Source organism: Bacillus proteolyticus (genome assembly GCF_001884065.1).
Taxonomy (GTDB): domain Bacteria; phylum Bacillota; class Bacilli; order Bacillales; family Bacillaceae_G; genus Bacillus_A; species Bacillus_A proteolyticus.
Map to the genome: position 1 here is coordinate 15,596 of NZ_MACH01000140.1, position 19,313 is coordinate 34,908.

Annotated in this window: 20 protein-coding genes; 3 read left to right on the forward strand and 17 right to left on the reverse strand. The window is 35.1% G+C overall.

Translation table 11 applies throughout. The annotated features are described in order from the left end of the window. Nucleotides 1–87 precede the first annotated feature (87 nt). The 6 genes from fsa to BAQ49_RS25115 all read right to left on the reverse strand — a co-directional run bounded on the left by fsa (nucleotide 88) and on the right by BAQ49_RS25115 (nucleotide 7,351). Nucleotides 88–756, reverse strand: coding sequence for a fructose-6-phosphate aldolase (gene fsa, locus BAQ49_RS25090; RefSeq protein WP_000667692.1), 669 nt, complete (start codon nucleotides 754–756; stop codon nucleotides 88–90). 108 nt (nucleotides 757–864) lie between these two features. Beyond that, a complete protein-coding gene (gnd, locus tag BAQ49_RS25095) occupies nucleotides 865–1,758 on the reverse strand; it encodes a phosphogluconate dehydrogenase (NAD(+)-dependent, decarboxylating) (RefSeq protein ID WP_071747477.1) in 894 nt (297 codons plus the stop codon). Between the two features lie 127 nt (nucleotides 1,759–1,885). Further along, nucleotides 1,886–3,880 carry a transketolase gene (tkt, locus tag BAQ49_RS25100; protein ID WP_071747478.1) on the reverse strand — a complete coding sequence of 665 codons (1,995 nt, stop codon included), beginning with the start codon at nucleotides 3,878–3,880 and terminating at the stop codon, nucleotides 1,886–1,888. A gap of 39 nt (nucleotides 3,881–3,919) precedes the next feature. Beyond that, nucleotides 3,920–5,404, reverse strand: coding sequence for a glucose-6-phosphate dehydrogenase (gene zwf, locus BAQ49_RS25105; protein WP_071747479.1), 1,485 nt, complete (start codon nucleotides 5,402–5,404; stop codon nucleotides 3,920–3,922). A 363-nt stretch (nucleotides 5,405–5,767) separates the two neighbouring features. Then, nucleotides 5,768–6,316 (reverse strand): glucose-6-phosphate dehydrogenase, encoded by a 549-nt coding sequence (locus tag BAQ49_RS25110; protein WP_071747480.1) that lies wholly within the window; start codon nucleotides 6,314–6,316, stop codon nucleotides 5,768–5,770. A gap of 81 nt (nucleotides 6,317–6,397) precedes the next feature. After that, nucleotides 6,398–7,351, reverse strand: coding sequence for an LLM class oxidoreductase (locus tag BAQ49_RS25115; RefSeq protein WP_071747481.1), 954 nt, complete (start codon nucleotides 7,349–7,351; stop codon nucleotides 6,398–6,400). A gap of 598 nt (nucleotides 7,352–7,949) precedes the next feature. Between BAQ49_RS25115 and BAQ49_RS25120 the strand changes: the two genes are divergently transcribed. Further along, nucleotides 7,950–8,945, forward strand: a complete 996-nt coding sequence (locus tag BAQ49_RS25120; protein WP_071747482.1) for a zinc-dependent alcohol dehydrogenase family protein — start codon at nucleotides 7,950–7,952, stop codon at nucleotides 8,943–8,945. 220 nt (nucleotides 8,946–9,165) lie between these two features. Here BAQ49_RS25120 and BAQ49_RS25125 read toward each other — a convergent pair whose 3' ends face one another. The 6 genes from BAQ49_RS25125 to BAQ49_RS25150 form a co-directional block, all read right to left on the reverse strand. Then, nucleotides 9,166–9,765 carry a nitroreductase family protein gene (locus BAQ49_RS25125; protein ID WP_071747483.1) on the reverse strand — a complete coding sequence of 200 codons (600 nt, stop codon included), beginning with the start codon at nucleotides 9,763–9,765 and terminating at the stop codon, nucleotides 9,166–9,168. 386 nt (nucleotides 9,766–10,151) lie between these two features. Further along, entirely contained in the window at nucleotides 10,152–11,225 is a 1,074-nt protein-coding gene (locus BAQ49_RS25130) for a WD40/YVTN/BNR-like repeat-containing protein (protein ID WP_071747484.1), read from the reverse strand. A 406-nt stretch (nucleotides 11,226–11,631) separates the two neighbouring features. Further along, nucleotides 11,632–12,471 carry a glyoxal/methylglyoxal reductase gene (locus BAQ49_RS25135; RefSeq protein ID WP_071747485.1) on the reverse strand — a complete coding sequence of 280 codons (840 nt, stop codon included), beginning with the start codon at nucleotides 12,469–12,471 and terminating at the stop codon, nucleotides 11,632–11,634. Between the two features lie 16 nt (nucleotides 12,472–12,487). Then, nucleotides 12,488–13,702 (reverse strand): MFS transporter, encoded by a 1,215-nt coding sequence (locus BAQ49_RS25140; RefSeq protein WP_071747486.1) that lies wholly within the window; start codon nucleotides 13,700–13,702, stop codon nucleotides 12,488–12,490. Nucleotides 13,703–14,284: 582 nt separating this feature from the next. Then, nucleotides 14,285–14,758, reverse strand: coding sequence for a tautomerase family protein (locus BAQ49_RS25145; RefSeq protein WP_071747487.1), 474 nt, complete (start codon nucleotides 14,756–14,758; stop codon nucleotides 14,285–14,287). Nucleotides 14,759–14,804: 46 nt separating this feature from the next. After that, the gene (locus BAQ49_RS25150) at nucleotides 14,805–15,320 is read right to left on the reverse strand and encodes a heme-degrading domain-containing protein (protein ID WP_116733500.1); all 516 of its coding nucleotides are present in this window, start codon (nucleotides 15,318–15,320) and stop codon (nucleotides 14,805–14,807) included. Between the two features lie 479 nt (nucleotides 15,321–15,799). Between BAQ49_RS25150 and BAQ49_RS25155 the strand changes: the two genes are divergently transcribed. Beyond that, on the forward strand, nucleotides 15,800–16,282 hold the full coding sequence (locus tag BAQ49_RS25155; protein ID WP_071747489.1) for a VOC family protein: 483 nt from the start codon (nucleotides 15,800–15,802) through the stop codon (nucleotides 16,280–16,282). Nucleotides 16,283–16,464: 182 nt separating this feature from the next. Here BAQ49_RS25155 and BAQ49_RS25160 read toward each other — a convergent pair whose 3' ends face one another. The 5 genes from BAQ49_RS25160 to spxA all read right to left on the reverse strand — a co-directional run bounded on the left by BAQ49_RS25160 (nucleotide 16,465) and on the right by spxA (nucleotide 18,347). After that, complete coding sequence (locus tag BAQ49_RS25160) at nucleotides 16,465–16,800, reverse strand: IDEAL domain-containing protein (RefSeq protein WP_071747490.1); 336 nt, start codon at nucleotides 16,798–16,800, stop codon at nucleotides 16,465–16,467. Nucleotides 16,801–16,925: 125 nt separating this feature from the next. Beyond that, nucleotides 16,926–17,339: an Rrf2-family transcriptional regulator SaiR gene (gene saiR / locus BAQ49_RS25165; RefSeq protein ID WP_071747491.1), complete on the reverse strand. Its 414-nt coding sequence runs from the start codon at nucleotides 17,337–17,339 to the stop codon at nucleotides 16,926–16,928. A 193-nt stretch (nucleotides 17,340–17,532) separates the two neighbouring features. Beyond that, entirely contained in the window at nucleotides 17,533–17,667 is a 135-nt protein-coding gene (locus tag BAQ49_RS25170) for a BA3454 family stress response protein (RefSeq protein ID WP_071747492.1), read from the reverse strand. A 102-nt stretch (nucleotides 17,668–17,769) separates the two neighbouring features. Beyond that, on the reverse strand, nucleotides 17,770–17,904 hold the full coding sequence (locus BAQ49_RS25175) for a BA3454 family stress response protein (RefSeq protein ID WP_000573519.1): 135 nt from the start codon (nucleotides 17,902–17,904) through the stop codon (nucleotides 17,770–17,772). A gap of 47 nt (nucleotides 17,905–17,951) precedes the next feature. Next, nucleotides 17,952–18,347 (reverse strand): transcriptional regulator SpxA, encoded by a 396-nt coding sequence (gene spxA, locus BAQ49_RS25180; protein ID WP_000261180.1) that lies wholly within the window; start codon nucleotides 18,345–18,347, stop codon nucleotides 17,952–17,954. 607 nt (nucleotides 18,348–18,954) lie between these two features. On the opposite strand from spxA, the gene BAQ49_RS25185 reads away from it, so the two are divergent. Beyond that, nucleotides 18,955–19,299, forward strand: a complete 345-nt coding sequence (locus BAQ49_RS25185; RefSeq protein WP_061131035.1) for a winged helix-turn-helix transcriptional regulator — start codon at nucleotides 18,955–18,957, stop codon at nucleotides 19,297–19,299. Nucleotides 19,300–19,313 lie beyond the last annotated feature (14 nt).

Below are 19,313 nucleotides of genomic sequence, written 5' to 3' on the forward strand. Positions count from 1 at the left end.
TGCCAAACTCAAGATTAAGTTTACAGGATGAAATTACATAGAGCGTGGCCCTCTCTTGAAAAAGCAACTAGCGAAAACTTCACTTCATTATAATTTAGGAGCTTTCGCCCAATCCGCAGCAAACTTCTCAATACCTTGGTCTGTTAATGGGTGCATAGCAAGTTGTTCAATTACTTTATAAGGAATTGTTGCAATGTGAGCACCTGCCATCGCTACACGAGTTACATGATCTGGGTGTCTGACAGAAGCCGCAATAATTTGTGTATCTAATTGATGAACATCGAATAATTCAGCAATTTTCGCAACTAATAGTACACCATCTTCAGAAATATCATCTAAGCGTCCTAAAAATGGAGAAACGTACGTTGCACCTGCTCGAGCAGCTAAAAGAGCTTGGTTTACAGTGAAAATAAGGGTAACGTTCGTTTTCACACCTTTTTCAGTAAGATAGCGACAAGCTTCTAATCCTGCTAGCGTCATCGGAAGTTTTATCGTGACGTTTTTATCGCCACCGTTAATTTTAATTAATTCTTCTGCTTGAGCAATCATCTCTTCAGCTGTAACAGCATCTGGCGTTACTTCTGCCGAAACAGACTCAACTTTAGGTACTGCCTGACAAATTTCTGCGATACGGTCTTCAAACTTAACGCCCTCTTTTGCTACTAAAGAAGGATTCGTTGTAACACCAGCTAAAACTCCAAGTTTATATGCTTTTTTTATGTCCTCAAGATTTGCAGTATCAATAAAAAATTTCATGATCAATTCCCTCCAGTTTTTAAACGTTGATGAGTTACATGTTTAATATGCTTATCCCGTAAAAGGCCGATTTGTGTGGGATGAAGCCCCACTGATTAAAGTTTCACTTTATTTCTTTTCTACTGCATGTCCGCCAAATTCATTACGCAGAGCTGCTACAACTTTTCCTGTAAATGTATCATTGTCTAATGAGCGATAGCGCATTAATAGAGACATTGCGATAACAGGAGTTGCTGTTTGAAGGTCTAATGCTGTTTCTACTGTCCATTTCCCTTCGCCAGAAGAATGCATAACGCCCTTAATTTCATCAAGTTTTGCATCTTTAGAAAATGCATTTTCTGTTAATTCCATTAACCAAGAGCGAATGACTGAACCGTTGTTCCATACTCTTGATACTTTTTCATAATCGTAATCAAATTCACTTTTCTCTAGAATTTCAAATCCTTCACCAATAGCAGCCATCATACCGTATTCAATTCCGTTATGAACCATTTTTAAGAAGTGACCACTACCAGCTTTTCCAGCATATAAGTATCCATTTTCTACAGCAGTATCACGGAAGATAGGTTCAACGATGTCCCAAGCTTCTTGATCTCCTCCAATCATGTAACAAGCACCATTACGAGCGCCTTCCATTCCGCCAGAAGTTCCTGCATCCATAAAGTGAATGCCATCTTTCTTTAGTTGCTCATATCGGCGAATTGACTCTTTATAATGTGAATTACCCGCTTCAATTAAAATATCTCCTTTTGAAAGCAATGGTGTAACCTCATCAATAACAGAATCAACAACAGCGTGCGGTACCATAACCCAAAGAATTCTTGGTGATTGTAATGACTGAACAAGTTCATTTAAACTAGATACACCTGTAGCCCCATACTCTTTCATTTCTTCCACTGCACTCGTATTTAAATCGAATGCTGCTACTTCATGTTTATGATCCATTAAATTTTTCCCTAAATTTAATCCCATTTTACCTAAACCAATTAATCCTACTCGCATAATATAATTCCTCCGCAAATCATCTTTTATTAAAAATTCATATCACTACAATCTTGAATACCTTTTTGACATATCATTTTCAGCACTTATAAGTTGATATGTCCGGAAAGGTATTCACAGTCATAGCTTAAGAATTCAATACATTTTTTGTAATTTGAACAACATTTTCTGTCGTAAATCCAAATAGATTCATGACTTCAGCTCCAGTTCCTGAAGCTCCAAATGTTTCAATTGATAGTACTTTTCCTTCTTGTCCTACATAACGCTCCCATCCAAGAGATACACCCATCTCAAGAGATACTCGTTTCGTTACAGAAGACGGAAGAACGGATTCTTTATATTCTTTCGATTGGCGATCGAATAACTCCCAGCTTGGCATTGCAACGATGCGGACTGAAACATGATCTTCTTCTAATTTTGCTTTCGCACTAGCAGCTAAAGAAACTTCAGAACCTGTCGCAATTAAAATCACATCCGGATTTTCATTTGTTTGCGTTAATACGTAAGCTCCTTTAGAAAGATTCTCTATGTTCGCTTTCGTTTCATTAAATACCGGTAAATTTTGACGGCTAAGTACTAAAACGACTGGACTATCCGTTTGCTGTAATGCATAAGCCCACGCACTCGCTGTTTCATTTGCATCTGACGGGCGGATAACTGTTAAACCTGGAATTGCCCGAAGAGCTGCTAATTGTTCAATTGGTTCATGCGTTGGACCATCTTCTCCTACAGCAATCGAATCATGTGTAAATACGTACGTAACAGGTAACTTTTGCAATGCAGCAAGTCGAATAGATGGACGAAGATAATCGTTAAATACAAAGAATGTACTTACGAACGGTTTTACTCCTCCATGAAGAGCCAGTCCATTCGCTGCCGCTCCCATCGCATGTTCACGTACACCGAAGTATATATTTCGGCCAGCATACGATTCTACCGCGTACACAGCTTCACCTTTTATATCTGTCATCGTAGAATGAGAAAGATCCGCACTTCCACCGAAAATAGAAGGAATCGATTTCACATAATGATTAATAGCTTCCCCACTTGCAACACGAGTGGAAATCGTTTTTTCAGTATCAAAGGATAGAATGTCTTTCGCTTCGATTAAAACCTCGCCTGTAATCGCTTTTTCTAATTCATCTGCTAGTGCAGGGTTTGATTCTCTATATACGTTGAACTGCTCATTCCATTCGTCCTCTTTTTCAATACCTTTTTGTTTCAAATCATTAAAATGAGCTGTTACTTCTTCAGGCACAAAGAAATCTTCTTCATAATGCCAACCATACACTTGTTTTGTCGCTGTCGCTTCTTCTACCCCCAGCGGGTTACCATGTGCTTTGTTCGTTCCAGCAACTTTTGGACTTCCATAACCTATAATCGTTCTAATTTCTATAAGAGTAGGTTGGTCCGTATTGTCTTTCGCTAATTGAATAGCCTTTGTAATAGCATCGACATCGTTTCCATCCTCAACTCTTACATATTGCCAATGTGCAGATTCTACCCTTTTCTGAATATCTTCAGAGAAAGCAATGTTTAATTCACCATCAAGTGAAATTTCATTTGAATCATACAGTACAATTAACTTGCCAAGTTTCATATGCCCTGCCATTGACATCGCTTCATAAGCGACACCCTCCATTAAATCACCGTCTCCAACTAAAGCGTACGTATTGTGATCTATAATAGAGTGACCATCCTTATTAAACTTCGCTGCTAAATGCGCTTCTGCCATTGCCATTCCGACAGCATTTGCAATCCCTTGTCCTAACGGTCCTGTAGTCGCTTCAACTCCAGAAGTGTGCCCAAACTCAGGATGTCCTGGTGTTTTACTATTTAACTTTCTGAAGCTTTTCAAGTCATCAATTGAAACGTCATATCCAGCTAAATGAAGTAAGCTATATAGTAGGCTCGATCCATGTCCCGCCGATAAAACGAATCGATCACGGTTAAACCATTTTGGATGATTAGGATTATGATTTAAATGATTCGCCCATAATGCATAAGCCATCGGTGCTGCTCCCATCGGAAGACCTGGATGACCTGAATTTGCCGCATTAATTGCATCAATTGATAACGTACGAAGTGTATTCACTGCTAATTGATTTATGTTTTGTGTCATAGTAATCGTCCCCCTAAATGCTTTCATTAAAGAAAGTACTTATTTTTCCGTTTCTTGATCTAACCACCATTTAAATCCACTTTCTTGCAATAGTTCATTAGACGCATCTGGACCATATGAACCCGACTCATATTCATGAAGTGGCAATAAGTTTTCCTCGAATGCTTCAAGAATTGGTTGTACCCATTCCCATGACAATTCAACTTCTCTCCAATGTGCAAAGAATGTAGCGTCTCCACTCACAGCATCATGAATGAGTCTTTCATACGCTTCAGGTACTCCCACATCCGCTTGCTCACAAGTAAAGTTAATACGGATTGGTTCAATTTCTCCATTTTTCAATGGATTTTTACTATTTAACTGTAATGAAACATTCTCACCTGGGCTAATTTCAATTATTAATAAGTTAGGTTCTGCATTTGGATTATTATCTTGATATTGCTGTTTTAACGTATTTTTAAATTCGATTACAATACGAGTAGACTTTTCTTTCATTCGTTTGCCTGTTCGTATATAAAATGGAACGCCAGTCCAAAATGGATTATCGATCCATAAGCGAGCAGCAACAAATGTGTCTATATTAGAAGAAGGATTTACTCCCGGCTCCTCTTTATATGCTACAACTTGCCCGCCTTTTATCTCTCCTGAAGAGTATTGTCCACGAATAGTATGGTTCTGAACGTCTTCTTTTTTCACTTTACGAAGCGTCTCCATTACCTTTCGTTTTTCCTCTCGAATTTCACATGCGTTAATTTTTTCCGGCAGATTCATAGCAGTCATCATTAATATTTGTAACATATGATTTTGAACCATATCACGAATAGCTCCTGCACGATCATAATATCCTGCTCTTTCTTCAACCCCAACTGTTTCACTCGCTGTGATTTGTACATTCGCTATATGTTCTTTATTCCAAATCGATTGGAGAACAGGATTTGCAAATTCTAATGCTTCAAGGTTTTGAATCATCGGCTTACCTAAATAATGATCAATACGGTATATCTCGTCTTCTTCAAACGTGCGACTAAGTTTATCATTAAGCTCACGAGCAGATTTAAGGTCGTGCCCAAACGGTTTCTCAATCATTAGGCGTTTCCATCCATCCGTTTTATCAAGTCCGCTTTCCTTAATATTTAAAGCAATTGTCTCGAAAAATTCAGGTGCAACGGAAAGATAGAACATTCTATTACCTTTTATATGTAGTTCTTCTTCCCTTTCACGAACGACTTGTAATAATCTCTCATAGTCTTCCGGCTTACTCACATCTAATGGACAATAGCGAAAATTATCTAAAAAACCTTCGAGTTCCGGAGTACCTTCTTCCCTCTGACGAGAAAACGTCTCTATTGATTCTTTTATTCTTTCTTGAAAATCTTCATGAGATACTTGGCGTCTTCCAAGCCCGATAACGGATATTTGCTTTGGAAGCTTTTGATCTCTATATAAGTTATATAGCGCGGGGTAAATTTTTCGTTTCGCTAAGTCCCCTGTCGCTCCAAATAAAACAAAGGTCATTGATTCCAATTTTAGTCCCCCTCTTGTTGTATAATCCTGGTCAATATACTAAAAATGAATTGTACAAAAGCTCATACTCTTATACTTCCTGTTTTTATAAAAAACAAAGAGTTATCTAATTCCAATTCTTTTTATACCTTTCGCTCTCTCATTGTCCCCAATATTAATAGTGGCAATTCAAAGCATTTCTACTGCATTTTACTTATTTATTAGATCCAACAAAAAATATTTATCTAATTACTTTTAGTAATTAGATAACCTTATGTCTAGTATATTAACTACATAAATTATGACCGTCAATAAATATGTCTTGAATTAAAGATTTTTTATTTCGTAATACTTTTTTTGTGTATTCCTAGTTACCATTCATGTTCAAAGATAATGATCAATACAATAAATATCAGTTTCATCAAAATCTTTAATTAACTTTGTATTTAACTCGCGAACAGATTTTAAACTATGACCAAAAGGCTTCTCTATAATAAGACGGTTCAATCCTTTTGTGGCCCACAATCCACTTTCCTTAATATTTAAAGCAATTACATCAAATACTTCTGGTACAACAGATAGGTAAAACATGCGGTTTTTAGGAATGTTTAATTCTGTTTCACGCCTCTTTACAAGACTCAACAAATCTTGATAGTCCTCTATATTCGCTTTATCTAATTGACAATAACGAAATGTGCTAATAAATTCTTCTACTCCTGATTCGTCATCAGTAGATACTCTAGAAAATGTAGCAAGAGATTGTTCTACCTTTGTTTGAAATTCCACATCTGACATTACCCTTCTGCCAATACCGATAATAGAAATAGATTGCGGTATATTTTGATTACTAAATAGTTTGTATAAAGCAGGGTAAATTTTTCGTTTCGCTAAATCCCCCGTCGCTCCGAATAAAAGAAATGTCATTGAATCCATTACTTGTTCATTTCCATCTCTTGTAATACATTTTTATCTCCATATTGCATAAGTCCTATTGCTTTCATTCTTTCCACTCCTTTACAATGCAGGGAAATGAGGTAGTACTTCTTCTCCTAGCTCATCCAATACTTCGTCAGCCGGGCGTTTACCATCAAATAGAGCAAGGAATAAGTGATTCACACCAATACTTCGGTATATATCAAGCAATTCAATTAGTGCCTTACGTCCTGTACGGTAACCTAAACGGATTGGTGTAGGGCGTTCATTTGGATCTTCAGATAAGTCTAAATGCATCGGCTGTATAAATGGTTTGAATACATCTGGATGATAATCCTCTACTAGTTCTCTCCATTGTCCAATTGCTGCCGCCTGATGTACCGGACTACGTGGATAATACATCCATCCATCTCCATGTTCAGCAAACCATTCCATATTTTGCTGACTAAAACCTGTAATAAAGGTTGGAACATGCTTAGACGGTTTTGGAACTAAATTTGCACCATGCACTTCTCCTAGTGTCGACTGGATAGATGGGAAGTTTTTATACAAAATCTCTTCCAAGTAAGCAAACGCTTCTCTAAACTTTTCACCTCTTGTTTCATGACTAACACCTAACGCTTTAAAATCGGCACGTCGGTCACCGGATGAAACGCCGAGCATAATTCTTTCTGGAAATAGTTGATCCAATGTCGCAATTTCTTTCGCCACACGCAATGGATGACGAAGTGATAATACAGTTGCCGACGTTCCAAATGCGATTTTCTCTGTTTTGCTTGCTAAATACGTCAAATAAATCATCATATCGTAAATTTGACCTGTTGCAGGATCGCCAAAGTCAGGGTCTTGCAGCAAAACATCTCGAAGCCATACGCCTGTAAAACCATATTGTTCCGCTTTTTGTACCAGTTCTACTTGTTTTTCCATTGTTGGTGCATGAAACTGATAATTTTCAATCGGAATGTGAACTCCTAACGTAAGTTGATTTTTCGCAAACATACGATTATATCCAAAATGATTCGCAAACTTTTCCATGTGTTTCACTCACTTTCCTTCATTCATATAAATCTATAATTTTCTTTACTTTCGGTATTTTTTCCAAAATTCACAAACAATACTGTACACCTTGTTGCCGATGGTAATCGTATTACCCCAAACATAATCGTTATAACTTTGTGCTACGAGTGTTATTATAAATCGGTCATAACATGAATAACAGTACGTACTTTAAAGTGATGTAGGCACTTTTAAGTACCTATACTAAGTGAGTAATAATAAAGTGAAACTTTAATCAGTGGGGGTTTTGTTCATCCCCCCCACTGATTATTAGTTGAACCAATCGGGCTTTTACGGGCGGCCTGACCCCCACATAACTTCTTTGCTTCCGCTGAATTTTGAGGTGGGGGTCTTACTGCCCGGCGAATAGCGGGATAAACGTAATTAATAAATCATGCTGTAAAAAATAACATCTATCCTTTCTTCAAAAAGCTTTACAGTTGCTTTTGCAAGTGCGTTACATCATTTCACACACTTTCCTCTTCTTTATATAAGATTCTCACTAGCCAAATTCAAAATATTATACTTATTTTTTGTGCTTTGCTATGCTATAACCACGAACAGGAGGTAATAAACAATGAAAGCACAAATTATCCATTCTTTTGGGGATTCATCTGTATTTCAATTAGAGGAAGTTTCAAAACCGAAACTTTTACCAGGTCATGTTCTAATCCATGTAAAGGCAACAAGTGTAAATCCAATCGATACTAAAATGCGTAGTGGTACCGTTTCAGCAGTCGCTCCTGAGTTTCCAGCTATATTACACGGAGATGTAGCTGGTATTGTTATTGAAGTAGGAGAAGGTGTTTCAAAATTCAAATCTGGGGATGAAGTATACGGTTGTGCCGGAGGTTTTAAAGAAACTGGTGGGGCACTTGCAGAATTTATGCTTGCTGATGCACGACTGATTGCTCACAAACCTAACAATTTAACAATGGAAGAAGCAGCTGTCTTGCCATTAGTTGCAATTACAGCTTGGGAATCTTTATTTGATCGTGCAAATATTAAACCTGGTCAAAATGTTCTCATTCATGGAGCTACTGGTGGCGTGGGACACGTTGCCATTCAACTAGCTAAATGGGCAGGTGCTAAAGTTTTTACAACAGCTTCTCAGCAGAACAAAATTGAAATAGCCCATCGTCTAGGAGCCGACATAGCTATTAATTATAAAGAAGAATCTGTTCAAGAATATGTTCAAAAACATACGAATGGCAACGGATTTGAAGTTATATTTGATACGGTAGGTGGCAAAAATCTTGATCATTCTTTTGAAGCTGCCGCAGTCAATGGAACTGTCGTAACAATTGCAGCTCGTTCAACCCATGACCTCTCTCCTTTACACGCAAAAGGACTTACTCTGCACGTTACTTTTATGGCGTTAAAAATATTACATACAGATAAACGTGACGCTTGCGGGGAAACTTTAACTAAACTAACGCAAATAGTAGAAGAAGGAAAACTTCGCCCACTGCTAAATTCTAAATCATTTACGTTTGATGAAGTTGCACAAGCACATGATCATTTGGAGTCGAATAAAGCAATAGGTAAAATAGTGTTGAATAACGTTTGGTAACTATAACTCGATAATATAAATAATGATTCATGCTGTTTAGCTTATTAAGCTTAATGCGTAGATTAATTGTACAAATGTTAAACAAGGCGATCAAAAATGATCGCCTTGTTCTTTTTAAAAATATAATAGTGTTTTTTCGGATTTCACCAATAGCATGTCCCTATCCCTAAATAGAGCGAATAACTCTACTATAACTAGACCGTATTATTACATTTGAATATTACTTATGAAATTTCACACGCTCTTCAAGCGGTTGGAATTCTTTTTCTCCTGGTGCAGCTGTTGGATTACCAAATGGCATTTGTGCAATTAGTTTCCAATTAGCAGGAACATTCCATTCTTGTTTTACCTCATCATCAATTAATGGATTATAATGTTGTAAAGATGCCCCTAATCCCTCTGCTTCTAAACCTGTCCACACGACTAATTGATGCATACCTGATGCTTGGTGTGACCAAATTGGAAAGTTTTCAGCATATGCAGCAAATTTTTCTTGAAGCGATTTAACGATAGCCTCATCTTCAAAGAATAGTACTGTTCCATAACCAGCTTTAAAGGAATCCATTTTTTGTTGCGTTCCTGAAAAATCTCCATCTCCAACTACTTTTCTTAATGTTTCAGTTGTAATATCCCATAATTTATTATGAGCTTCACCAAATAATACAACTAATCGCGCAGTTTGAGAATTGAAAGCTGATGGAGTATGTTTCACAGCAAACTCCACGATTTCTTTAATTTTTTCATCTGATACTTGTACCTCTTTATTAATTCCATAGTAAGTACGTCTTTCTTTCAGTGCAGTATAGAAATCTTTTGTCATGATTCATTTCCTCCTGAGTTCTAATATCCTTCAAAATGATACATTTCGAAGATAATATGCGTTTAAATGAGTTCATTTTTGAATCATTGAACTCCATAACACCAATTTGCCATTCATACTGAATCTAACTAAACCGCTTCATTTAAACCACTTCAGTTCACCTAAAAAACGTCTTATAACATCATTGATACAATCTAGTGATCATTCGATACTATTTTATCCATTCTCTATTAATATATCCTGCGTGTTTCATATTTACACAAATATAACTTTAACCAGCAAAAAAGCCAGGTGGCATGAATAACCCATTACCTGGCTTTTTACATTTTTAATTTAAATTCAACTAACCATTCTTAATGAATAGTAGTAAAAACTATACTCATTGCTTATTTAATAATTAACATCTCATAAGGATGTTGTTCCATAAATCTATTCTCCCAAGGAATCTCTAATGATGTCCAATTTGAACCACCGTCTACTGACTGATACACTCCTTTATTGCTAAACAGATAAAACGTTCCATCACTTGTTGCCTTTAATACTGGTATGATTGTGCCTTTAGGAGTTGGTAAACCTGCATTCATTTCTGCCCAAGGTTGATCTTTTTCTTTCTTATAAATAAATGATTCACAATTTCCATTATTGTAATCATGCGCTACGTGTGGATTTGAAGATGTTGCGATAATAATATTTTCTGGATCATTTGGGTTAACTGCCATTTGATATGCGTAATGATGCTTTAACCCACTACACATATAGTTCCAAGTCTTACCTCCATCATTACTCTCCGCATATTCTTGACCTGGTTCTTTCAAGAATGAATCACCTAACACCCCGTATAAACGATTTGGAGCATTGCGATGCGATTTAAGAATATGAATATCTTGAGGATAGTTCCCCTCTTTTTCCTCAGTCCACGTCATACCGCCATCTACACTTTTAATTAATCCCCCAACCTCAATCGTTGTATAAATAGTTTCTGGATTATTAGCATCAATTTCAATATGTTTTACGTGGTGCGTATATGTTCTTTGAGGAAAGAACCATGATGAATACGATGGCATTTGTCGATAATCCGTTAGCAATTCAAAACTGTCTCCTCCATTTTTGGATACAAACATGGCGCTCGGTTCAGTTCCTACATATACGATCCCGTTACCGTCATCACCCTTCTCTGGAGATACAGAAACTGCTGTAATAGCTCTCATATGAATAGCATTAGCTGGGAACACTTCACCAAAAGAAGGTAAAGTCCCATTCGCTTCCCATGAACTTCCTCCATCTTTGCTTCTCCATAACCCCCTATCAAAAGTACCACAATACATTCTTTCTGGGTCGTATGGATCTAAAGCTAACGCAACTGGATTAGCACCTACAAACTGCGATTGAACGCTCCATGTTGAGTCTTTTTTTTCTGCAATTACAAGCTCTCTATCAAACGCTAATATGAATTTTTCCATAATTAAAATCTCCTTGTTTCATAAATTTTCTACTATATTATTTAAATTTTGAACATTACAAGTTAAGAAAAGACATTTATATGCTATAGCATATAAATGATGAATTTTATAAGGAATATGTGATTAATAACTTACATTATATAATTTGTTAACTTCACATCAGTACGATGAACAAGATATCCTGTTAAATCATATAAGCCCATATGCCACCTCCAAACAACTTATAACATACATGCTATAGCATACATATTATAGAATGCATTATTTTATGTCAAACTTTATACTATTTTAAAATCAGTTTTCCACATAGCCTAAAACAATTCAAAAGTCATAAACAGAAACACTTTATTGAATAGAAACTATAAAAAAAGAGTGCAACTTTTTGCACTCTTTTTACTCATTTCTATTAGAAATCAAAGTTATCAGGATCTGGACCGACGCGGTGATTTTGATTTAACGCATCGATTTTTTCCATATCTTCTTTCGTTAATTCAAAGTTAAATACATCAGCGTTTGCAATAATACGGTGTTCTTTCGTTGATTTTGGAATTGTAATAACTCCATTTTGTAAGTCCCAACGTAGGATAACTTGCGCTGTTGTTTTACCGTGTTTATCAGCAATTGCTTGTAATGTTTCATTATCTAATAATTGACCTTGCATTAGCGGTGACCATGCTTCCATTTGAATACCTTGTTCTTTACAGAAAGCTTGTAATTCTTTTTGCGTTAAACGTGGATGGTATTCCACTTGGTTAATCATTGGCTTAATTTCAGCATCTTTTATTACATCTTGCAAGTGATGGATTTGGAAGTTACTTACACCAATTGCACGTACGCGCTTTTCTTTATAAAGTGTTTCTAACGCTCTCCACGTATCTTTATATTTTCCTTCTACAGGCCAGTGAACAAGATATAGATCTAAATAATCTAGTTTTAATTTTTTTAAGCTCTCTTCATATGCAGCAATTGTTTCTTCACATCCTTGATCTGCGTTCCATACTTTTGAAGTGATAAATAATTCTTCTCTGGAAATTCCAGTCGCTTCAATACCAGCACGGATGCCTTCACCTACAGCTGTTTCATTTCCGTAAATCGCCGCTGTATCGATGCTGCGGTATCCTGCTTTAATCGCTGATTTAATTGCTTCTACAAGTTCTGGTCCTTCTTCTACTTTAAATACACCTAAACCGAACCAAGGCATTTCTACACCATTATTTAATACTGTTTTACTTTGTAAGTTTTTCATTTTATTTTCTCTCCTTTTATTTTGCTTGATCTCTTTTTTCTAATGTCATACTCCATGCTGTTAAAATAACAGCACCTACTACCATAATGCCGCCTACCCAAGCCGTATGAATTAACCCTAACGAGTTCGTTACAATACCGCCTAAATAAGCACCAAGAGCAATCCCAGCATTAAACGCCGCAATATTAATTGCCGATGCAACATCGACAGCACTCGGTACAAATCGTTCAGCTAACATTACGACATATACTTGTAACCCTGGAACATTCATAAATGCGAATAGTCCCATGAAAATAATTGTGATTAACCCAGCTACCTTAAATGGTGCTGTAAATGTTAAAACAAATAATATAATCGCTTGAATAAAGAACATGTAAAATAGCGCTCGAATTGGATTATGATTCGATAATTTCCCGCCAATCACATTCCCTATCGCAATGGCGATTCCATACACTAATAAAATGATAGTAACCGTATTTGCTTTAAATCCTGTTACCTCTTGTAATAACGGAGATAAATACGTAAATGTTACGAATGTCCCCCCATATCCTAATGCAGTAATGATGAAAACTAGTAACAGTCTTCCATTCGTAATCAATTTAAATTGATCGCGGAATGATACAGACGTACCTTTTTTCATATTCGATGGAATGAGAATACTATTTGCGATTAAGGCAATAATTCCAATTACTACAATTGCTAAAAATGATGTTCTCCAGCCAAATTGTTGACCAATAAATGTTCCAATTGGTGCCCCTGTAATAGTCGCAACTGTTACGCCCGTAAACATAATTGCAATCGCGCTAGCACGTTTATTTTCTGGTACAAGTGCCGCAGCAATCGTTGAACCAATTGACATAAACACACCATGCGAAAGCGCAGACACAATTCGCGCAATAAGTAATACAGTGAAACTTGTTGCGACAGCTGCAATTCCGTTACCAATAATGAAAATAACCATAATCCACATTAATAACGTTTTTCGTGACATATTAGCTGTTAACGACGTTAATACTGGAGCACCAAACGCTACGCCTAACGCATATAAAGAAACTGTTAAACCAACTGTTGTAACCGACACATGTAAATCTTCCGAAATAGATGGTAATAAACCGACACTAACAAATTCAGTTGTCCCAATCCCGAACGCACTAATTGCTAGCGCTAATAGCGCAAATATACTTCTTCGATTCGTCTGAAATTCTGAAGACGATGCTGTATATGAATTCAATTGAGTTTCCCCTCTTCCCTATAATTCCTATCATAATAGTGCGATAAAAAAGCCTTTTTATCTTTCAAAAAATATATTTAATCTCTACAAACGCTATTATGAATGGTTTCATTCTCTTTTTAAAGAACGCACTTTAAAGTACGATAGGCATTTTTTAGTACCGTACTTCTTACTTTTCTCTTGCATGTACTATTATGAAATACATTTAACATAATGAATAGTACGTACTTTAAAGTGCTGTAGGTACTAAAAAGTAACATAGTTAATTACTAGTACCATAAAGCTTGTTTCCCTCTCACATGTGCTATTATGAATGATATTTAACATAATAAAAAGTACGTACTTTAAAGTACTATAGGTACTAAAAAGTAACATTTACATAACCTAGCTTATTTTGCTCAAAAATTGAAATCTACATTCCACGAGGAAGGCTTTCATATAAAGAAATACACTTTTCCGATAGAGGCAACTTTAGAGGATATTGCTTAAAAATATAAAGGATTATATTCATTACCGCAGACAAATATCAAAAAAGGCAAAAACGAACAGAAATATGTTCATTTTTGCCTTTTTATTTAATCATTAAAATGTACGACTTTTGGAAAGGAAATCTGCATTAGCTCCCGTTACACCACTTTGTCCCCAGTTTCCTGGAATCATTTCACGAATAAGAATTAGCACTTTATCCATAGGTGCATGAGTATATTTAGATGTCACTTGTGTAAGTTCGTTTACCCACTTATCCTTTGTATCTTGATCAAATGTATTCCATATATCAATCTTAATAATAGCCATTCCATCAACGTTACGACCCGGTGTATCGTAAGACTCTTTTGTCTCCCAATTGGACACCCTACTTTTCTCAGCAAAGGTAGCATCACTTGCTACAGCCCCAGCTTTCCCCCAATTTTCTTTCTCAAGTTCAGTTATCAACACTTGAATTTTGTCAGGGACAATTTTTAATAGTTTTGTTGTAAGTTCAGTTACATTATAAATGAATTCCTTTTTTTCTTCTGTTGACATGGTCGGCCAAGTATTTAGCTCAATTAATGGCATAGTATTGCCCCCTAAAATTTATTATTTATTTATTCATTAACTACAACTACTGGTTTAAATGATTTTTAACTGCTCTTATAACCAATTCATGATCTACTTCTGGTGGTAATCCTGAGACTGTTATCATCCCAATAACCCCTACGTTTTTTATTTGGATAGGAAAGCATCCACCAAACGCAGCGTATTCCGAAGTATCTAAAAGATATTTTTCATTATAAGAGATTCCAGTTATTTCACTTTGTATCTGCATATAATACGAACTATGATTATGCAAAGAAACGACTCGTTTTTTACGCTCAATCCATTTCGTATTTTCCTCAGTTGTCCCTGTCATCTTAAAATGAAATAATTGCACACCATTTTTCGTTATATCAACAGCAATCAATTTTCCTTCTCGCTTTGCTGTTTCAACGATAAATAAACCTAGTTGCAAGGCATCTTCATTTGTAAAAGAGGAAAATTGAAGTGTTTCCTCCTCTTTTAAAATTTGTTTACTTATTTCATTCAAATTTGAAGTACTCATATCTTTAACCTCCATAATTGTTTTATGCCACTGCGGCATTTTTTGAAATTATTAGGCCATATAGTACAACCTTTCAATCAATCTGATTCTGAATAAAATGCTGTAACATCGTTGGTAACTAGTACCGTAAAGCTTGTTTTCTTCTTACTGGTGCTATTATGAATGATATTCAAAGTTATAAAAAGTACTATTCTACTTATCCCTATCTTACAGAGACTATTATGAAATATATTTAACATCTTAAAAATGTATGTACTAAAGAATAATATTTTTCATATCAAACTTTTTTGCTTAATGGCTGTAATTCAAATTCATCAAATTTTTGTATCAAGACAAATGAAAAATAAAAAGAACCTAGCCGATACTAGATTCTTTTCCGATCAAAAAACACTCTTATATTTCTCGTGTGTTGTTACAAACGACTTAGAATAGAACTCCTACTAAAGGCTCATTTTAATTACAGTAAAAGATTGGTGAAACAAATACACTACACCACCTAAAAATAGGAGGCAACAAAAATGAGTGAAAAAACAGCAGGATTCTCACAAGTAAATCACGTCGGAATTACAGTAAGTAATTTAGAAAAATCTATCGTTTTTTATGAAGCATTAACAGGTAAGAAAATATCAAACATCGATGAAATTGGCGGAAAGAGAATGGCGCAAACCCAAGGACTTGAAGATACTCGTATTAAATATGCCAACCTACACTTAGACAATTTGAATATCGACATTCTAGAATACGTTGTCCCTAAATCAGATAAAGCCTCTTACTCAAATGATCAAATTAGTGCGATGCATCTTTGTTTTGAAGTAGAAGATATCGATGCCGCTGTAGAACGTCTAAAAGCAATTGGAATAGAACCAGATGGAGAACCTATTGTCTTCCAAGAAGATGATGGCTTGAAATCTGGATTTGGTACAGGTGTTGCCTACTTCCGTGATCCAGATGGTACTAATTTAGAGCTAATTGCTCCAAAAGGTCCATTTAGACGTGACTAATTACAATAAGCTGCCCATTTGGACAGCTTATTTACATAATTATCGTTATTGGCAGTGAAATGACTTTACATATCTAAGCTATTGATGATAGATAATATTTGATGAATGGAACTATTTAAAACCAAAGGATTGATTTTACAGAAACTTAAAAATACAAATAGATATCATATTTATTATAATTTTTAAACTCCCCCATTAACTAGCTCTTTTATCGAGTTTAATTTTGAAGAAAGCTCAATAAACCATTCTTCATCCCCTGTTAATAATGCTAGATCTATAAGATAAAGAATTTGCTCCTTATTGATTACCTTTGATTCAGGGAGTTTGTTAACGTGTTTACTAAAGAGTAAAATCGCTTCGTTTATTGTGTACTTGTCGTCACGTTTCACAATGCTAACTGTAACTACATCTTCCACTTTATCAAGGGATACAATGTAACCAACTATGAATTCACCCTCATTTGATATTCCACGAACCCAATCTCCTACTTTTAAAACTTGATTATTATTTGACATCATAATTTTTCACCTTCTTATAAATATTTTTTGTGACGATATAAAAGATATAAAAACGAAATCGAACTGTAATATTTTTCATTACATTTAAGCATTAAGAACTCACGGCTATATAATCTTTAAGCCGCTTAACGTTCTTGATTAATAAGATCAACAACTTCTTTCATTGTATAATTCTTTAAGTATTCACCTAGATGCTCTTCCGCGCCTAAGAAAATGGCAAAAAGAACTTTTCGCATGTTCGATCCTACAACACACTGATCATTCGATTCCGGACACTTCGGCTGCAATGCACCTTCAGAGGTTATTTGATAAATATGCCAGAGATTAACTTCACTTAAATCACGAGCGAAAATAAAACCTCCACCAGTTCCCTCTTTTGATTGTATGAACTTATGTTTTTTTAACAAACTTAGCACTTTGCGAATGCGTACTGGATGAACACCTGCACTTTCTGAAATAGCACTACTTGTTGACATCCGGTCTGGCTGTAAAGCTAAATAAGTTAAACTGTGAATGGCCAAGGTAAAGTCGCTGTTCATTGTTTTCCTCCTATGATCAAAAATGTTGTTTCTCGTATATTAACATACTGTAGCCATAAATATTACAGATAGGTTGGTCAAACGTTAAAATATATATAAATAATTCTTACCATAAAAAATAAATTCCTTTATATTCTATCCGAACTCGCCTATATTCCATAACTTCATTTAGCTTTTTAAGTTAAAAATACATTTAAAGGCTCCATTGTTTCTTCACTTGTTCTTCTGCCAACTGTTTAATTTTTGTCCATATCGTATTTTTGCTTACAATAACATTTGTTTGATAATTTCTATCGTTATAATTAACTGTTACGCATACTTCTATCATTTTCTGTTTCCTCCTTTCAAATTTTTTTATATTTAATTGCTGAAAAGTCTTGGATTTAGTTATAATCTCTAACCTACAACTTCATTTTTTAAATAATCAAATTTAAAAATCCCACTGTTTTTTGACTTGTTCTTCTGCCAATTGTTTAATTTTTGTCCACACCGTATCTTTGCTTACAATAACATTTGTTTGATAGTTTCTATCTTTATAATTAACTGTAACGCATACTTCTATCACCTTCTGTTTCCTCTTTTCAAAAAATTTCTCTTTCATACTATTACTTATTAATTAGCCAACTTTTGCAGTTCAATATTTAAGAATGTTCGAACGCTACGTGGTAAAAATTTACGAATTTCTTCGTCATTAAAACCAATCTGTAATCTTTTCTCGTCCAGCATAATTGGGCGACGCAACATTAGCGGATGCTCAATTATTAATTTATAAAATTCATTCAGCGAAAGCTCATCTATATTTATATTTAAGTCTTGAAAAGTTTTGGATCTAGTTGAAATAATTTCAGTAGCACCCTCTTCAGTTAAACGAAGAATGGATTTAAGTTCATCCACTGTCATAGAATTGGAAACGATATTTTTTTCAGTATAATCAATTTGATTCTCTTCAAGCCATGCTTTCGCTTTTCGACATGAACCACAGCTTGCTGTTGTATATAAAACCACCATATTTCACTCACTCCTTTAATTTTCTTTATGAAACGTACATTTTAAATATCTGTTATTGAAATGTATTAAAAAAGATTACAGTTCAGAAACAAATACACGTAATCTTATTTATTCGGCAATGTTTCGTTTATTTCTACTATTCGTTTCTTTTCATGCTTCTTTTATAAAATTATTGAAACTACATTTTACAGACGATGACCACTCACTTTTAAAAATCTTACTGTAATTTTATACATTACAGTAAGATTAATCAACTGTTAAGTCTTGGAGTAATTAATCATTTTTTGTGTGAATTTCCCCATAGCGTTATGGCGAACCAATTTCCAATGCACTTCAAAATACATTTTATTCATTTCTTACTTACATGTGCTATTATGAAATATATTTAGCAAAATAAAAAGTACGTACTTTAAAGTATTATAGGTACTAAAAAGGAACGTATGCATTTTCAAGTGCCGTTCTGCTTATTTCTCTCTTACATCGGTTATTATGAACGATATTTAGCACAATAAATAGTACGCACTTTAAAGTATTATAAGCACTAAAAAGAAATAATTTTAGTATGTGAATCCAAAACTGTAATCTAAATTTATCAAAGGAGTTTTTTATGAAGACATATAATATTCCTGTCGAAGCAACTTTAGAAGTTATTGGTGGAAAGTGGAAAGTCGTTATCCTTTGCCATTTAAAGAAAGGAACAAAAAGAACGAGCGAATTAAAACGTTTAATGCCTGGTATTACTCAAAAAATGTTAACACAACAATTACGTGAATTAGAAGAAGATGATGTAATTCAAAGAAAAGTATATGACCAAGTGCCACCGAAAGTAGAGTATTCTTTAACCGATTACGGTTCGTCTTTAGGAGCGATACTCGATTCCCTCTGCAGTTGGGGAGAAGTTCACCTTGAAAAAAACGGGAACACGTCCATGCTTATTACAGCTGATGAATAATAATCGTTCCTACT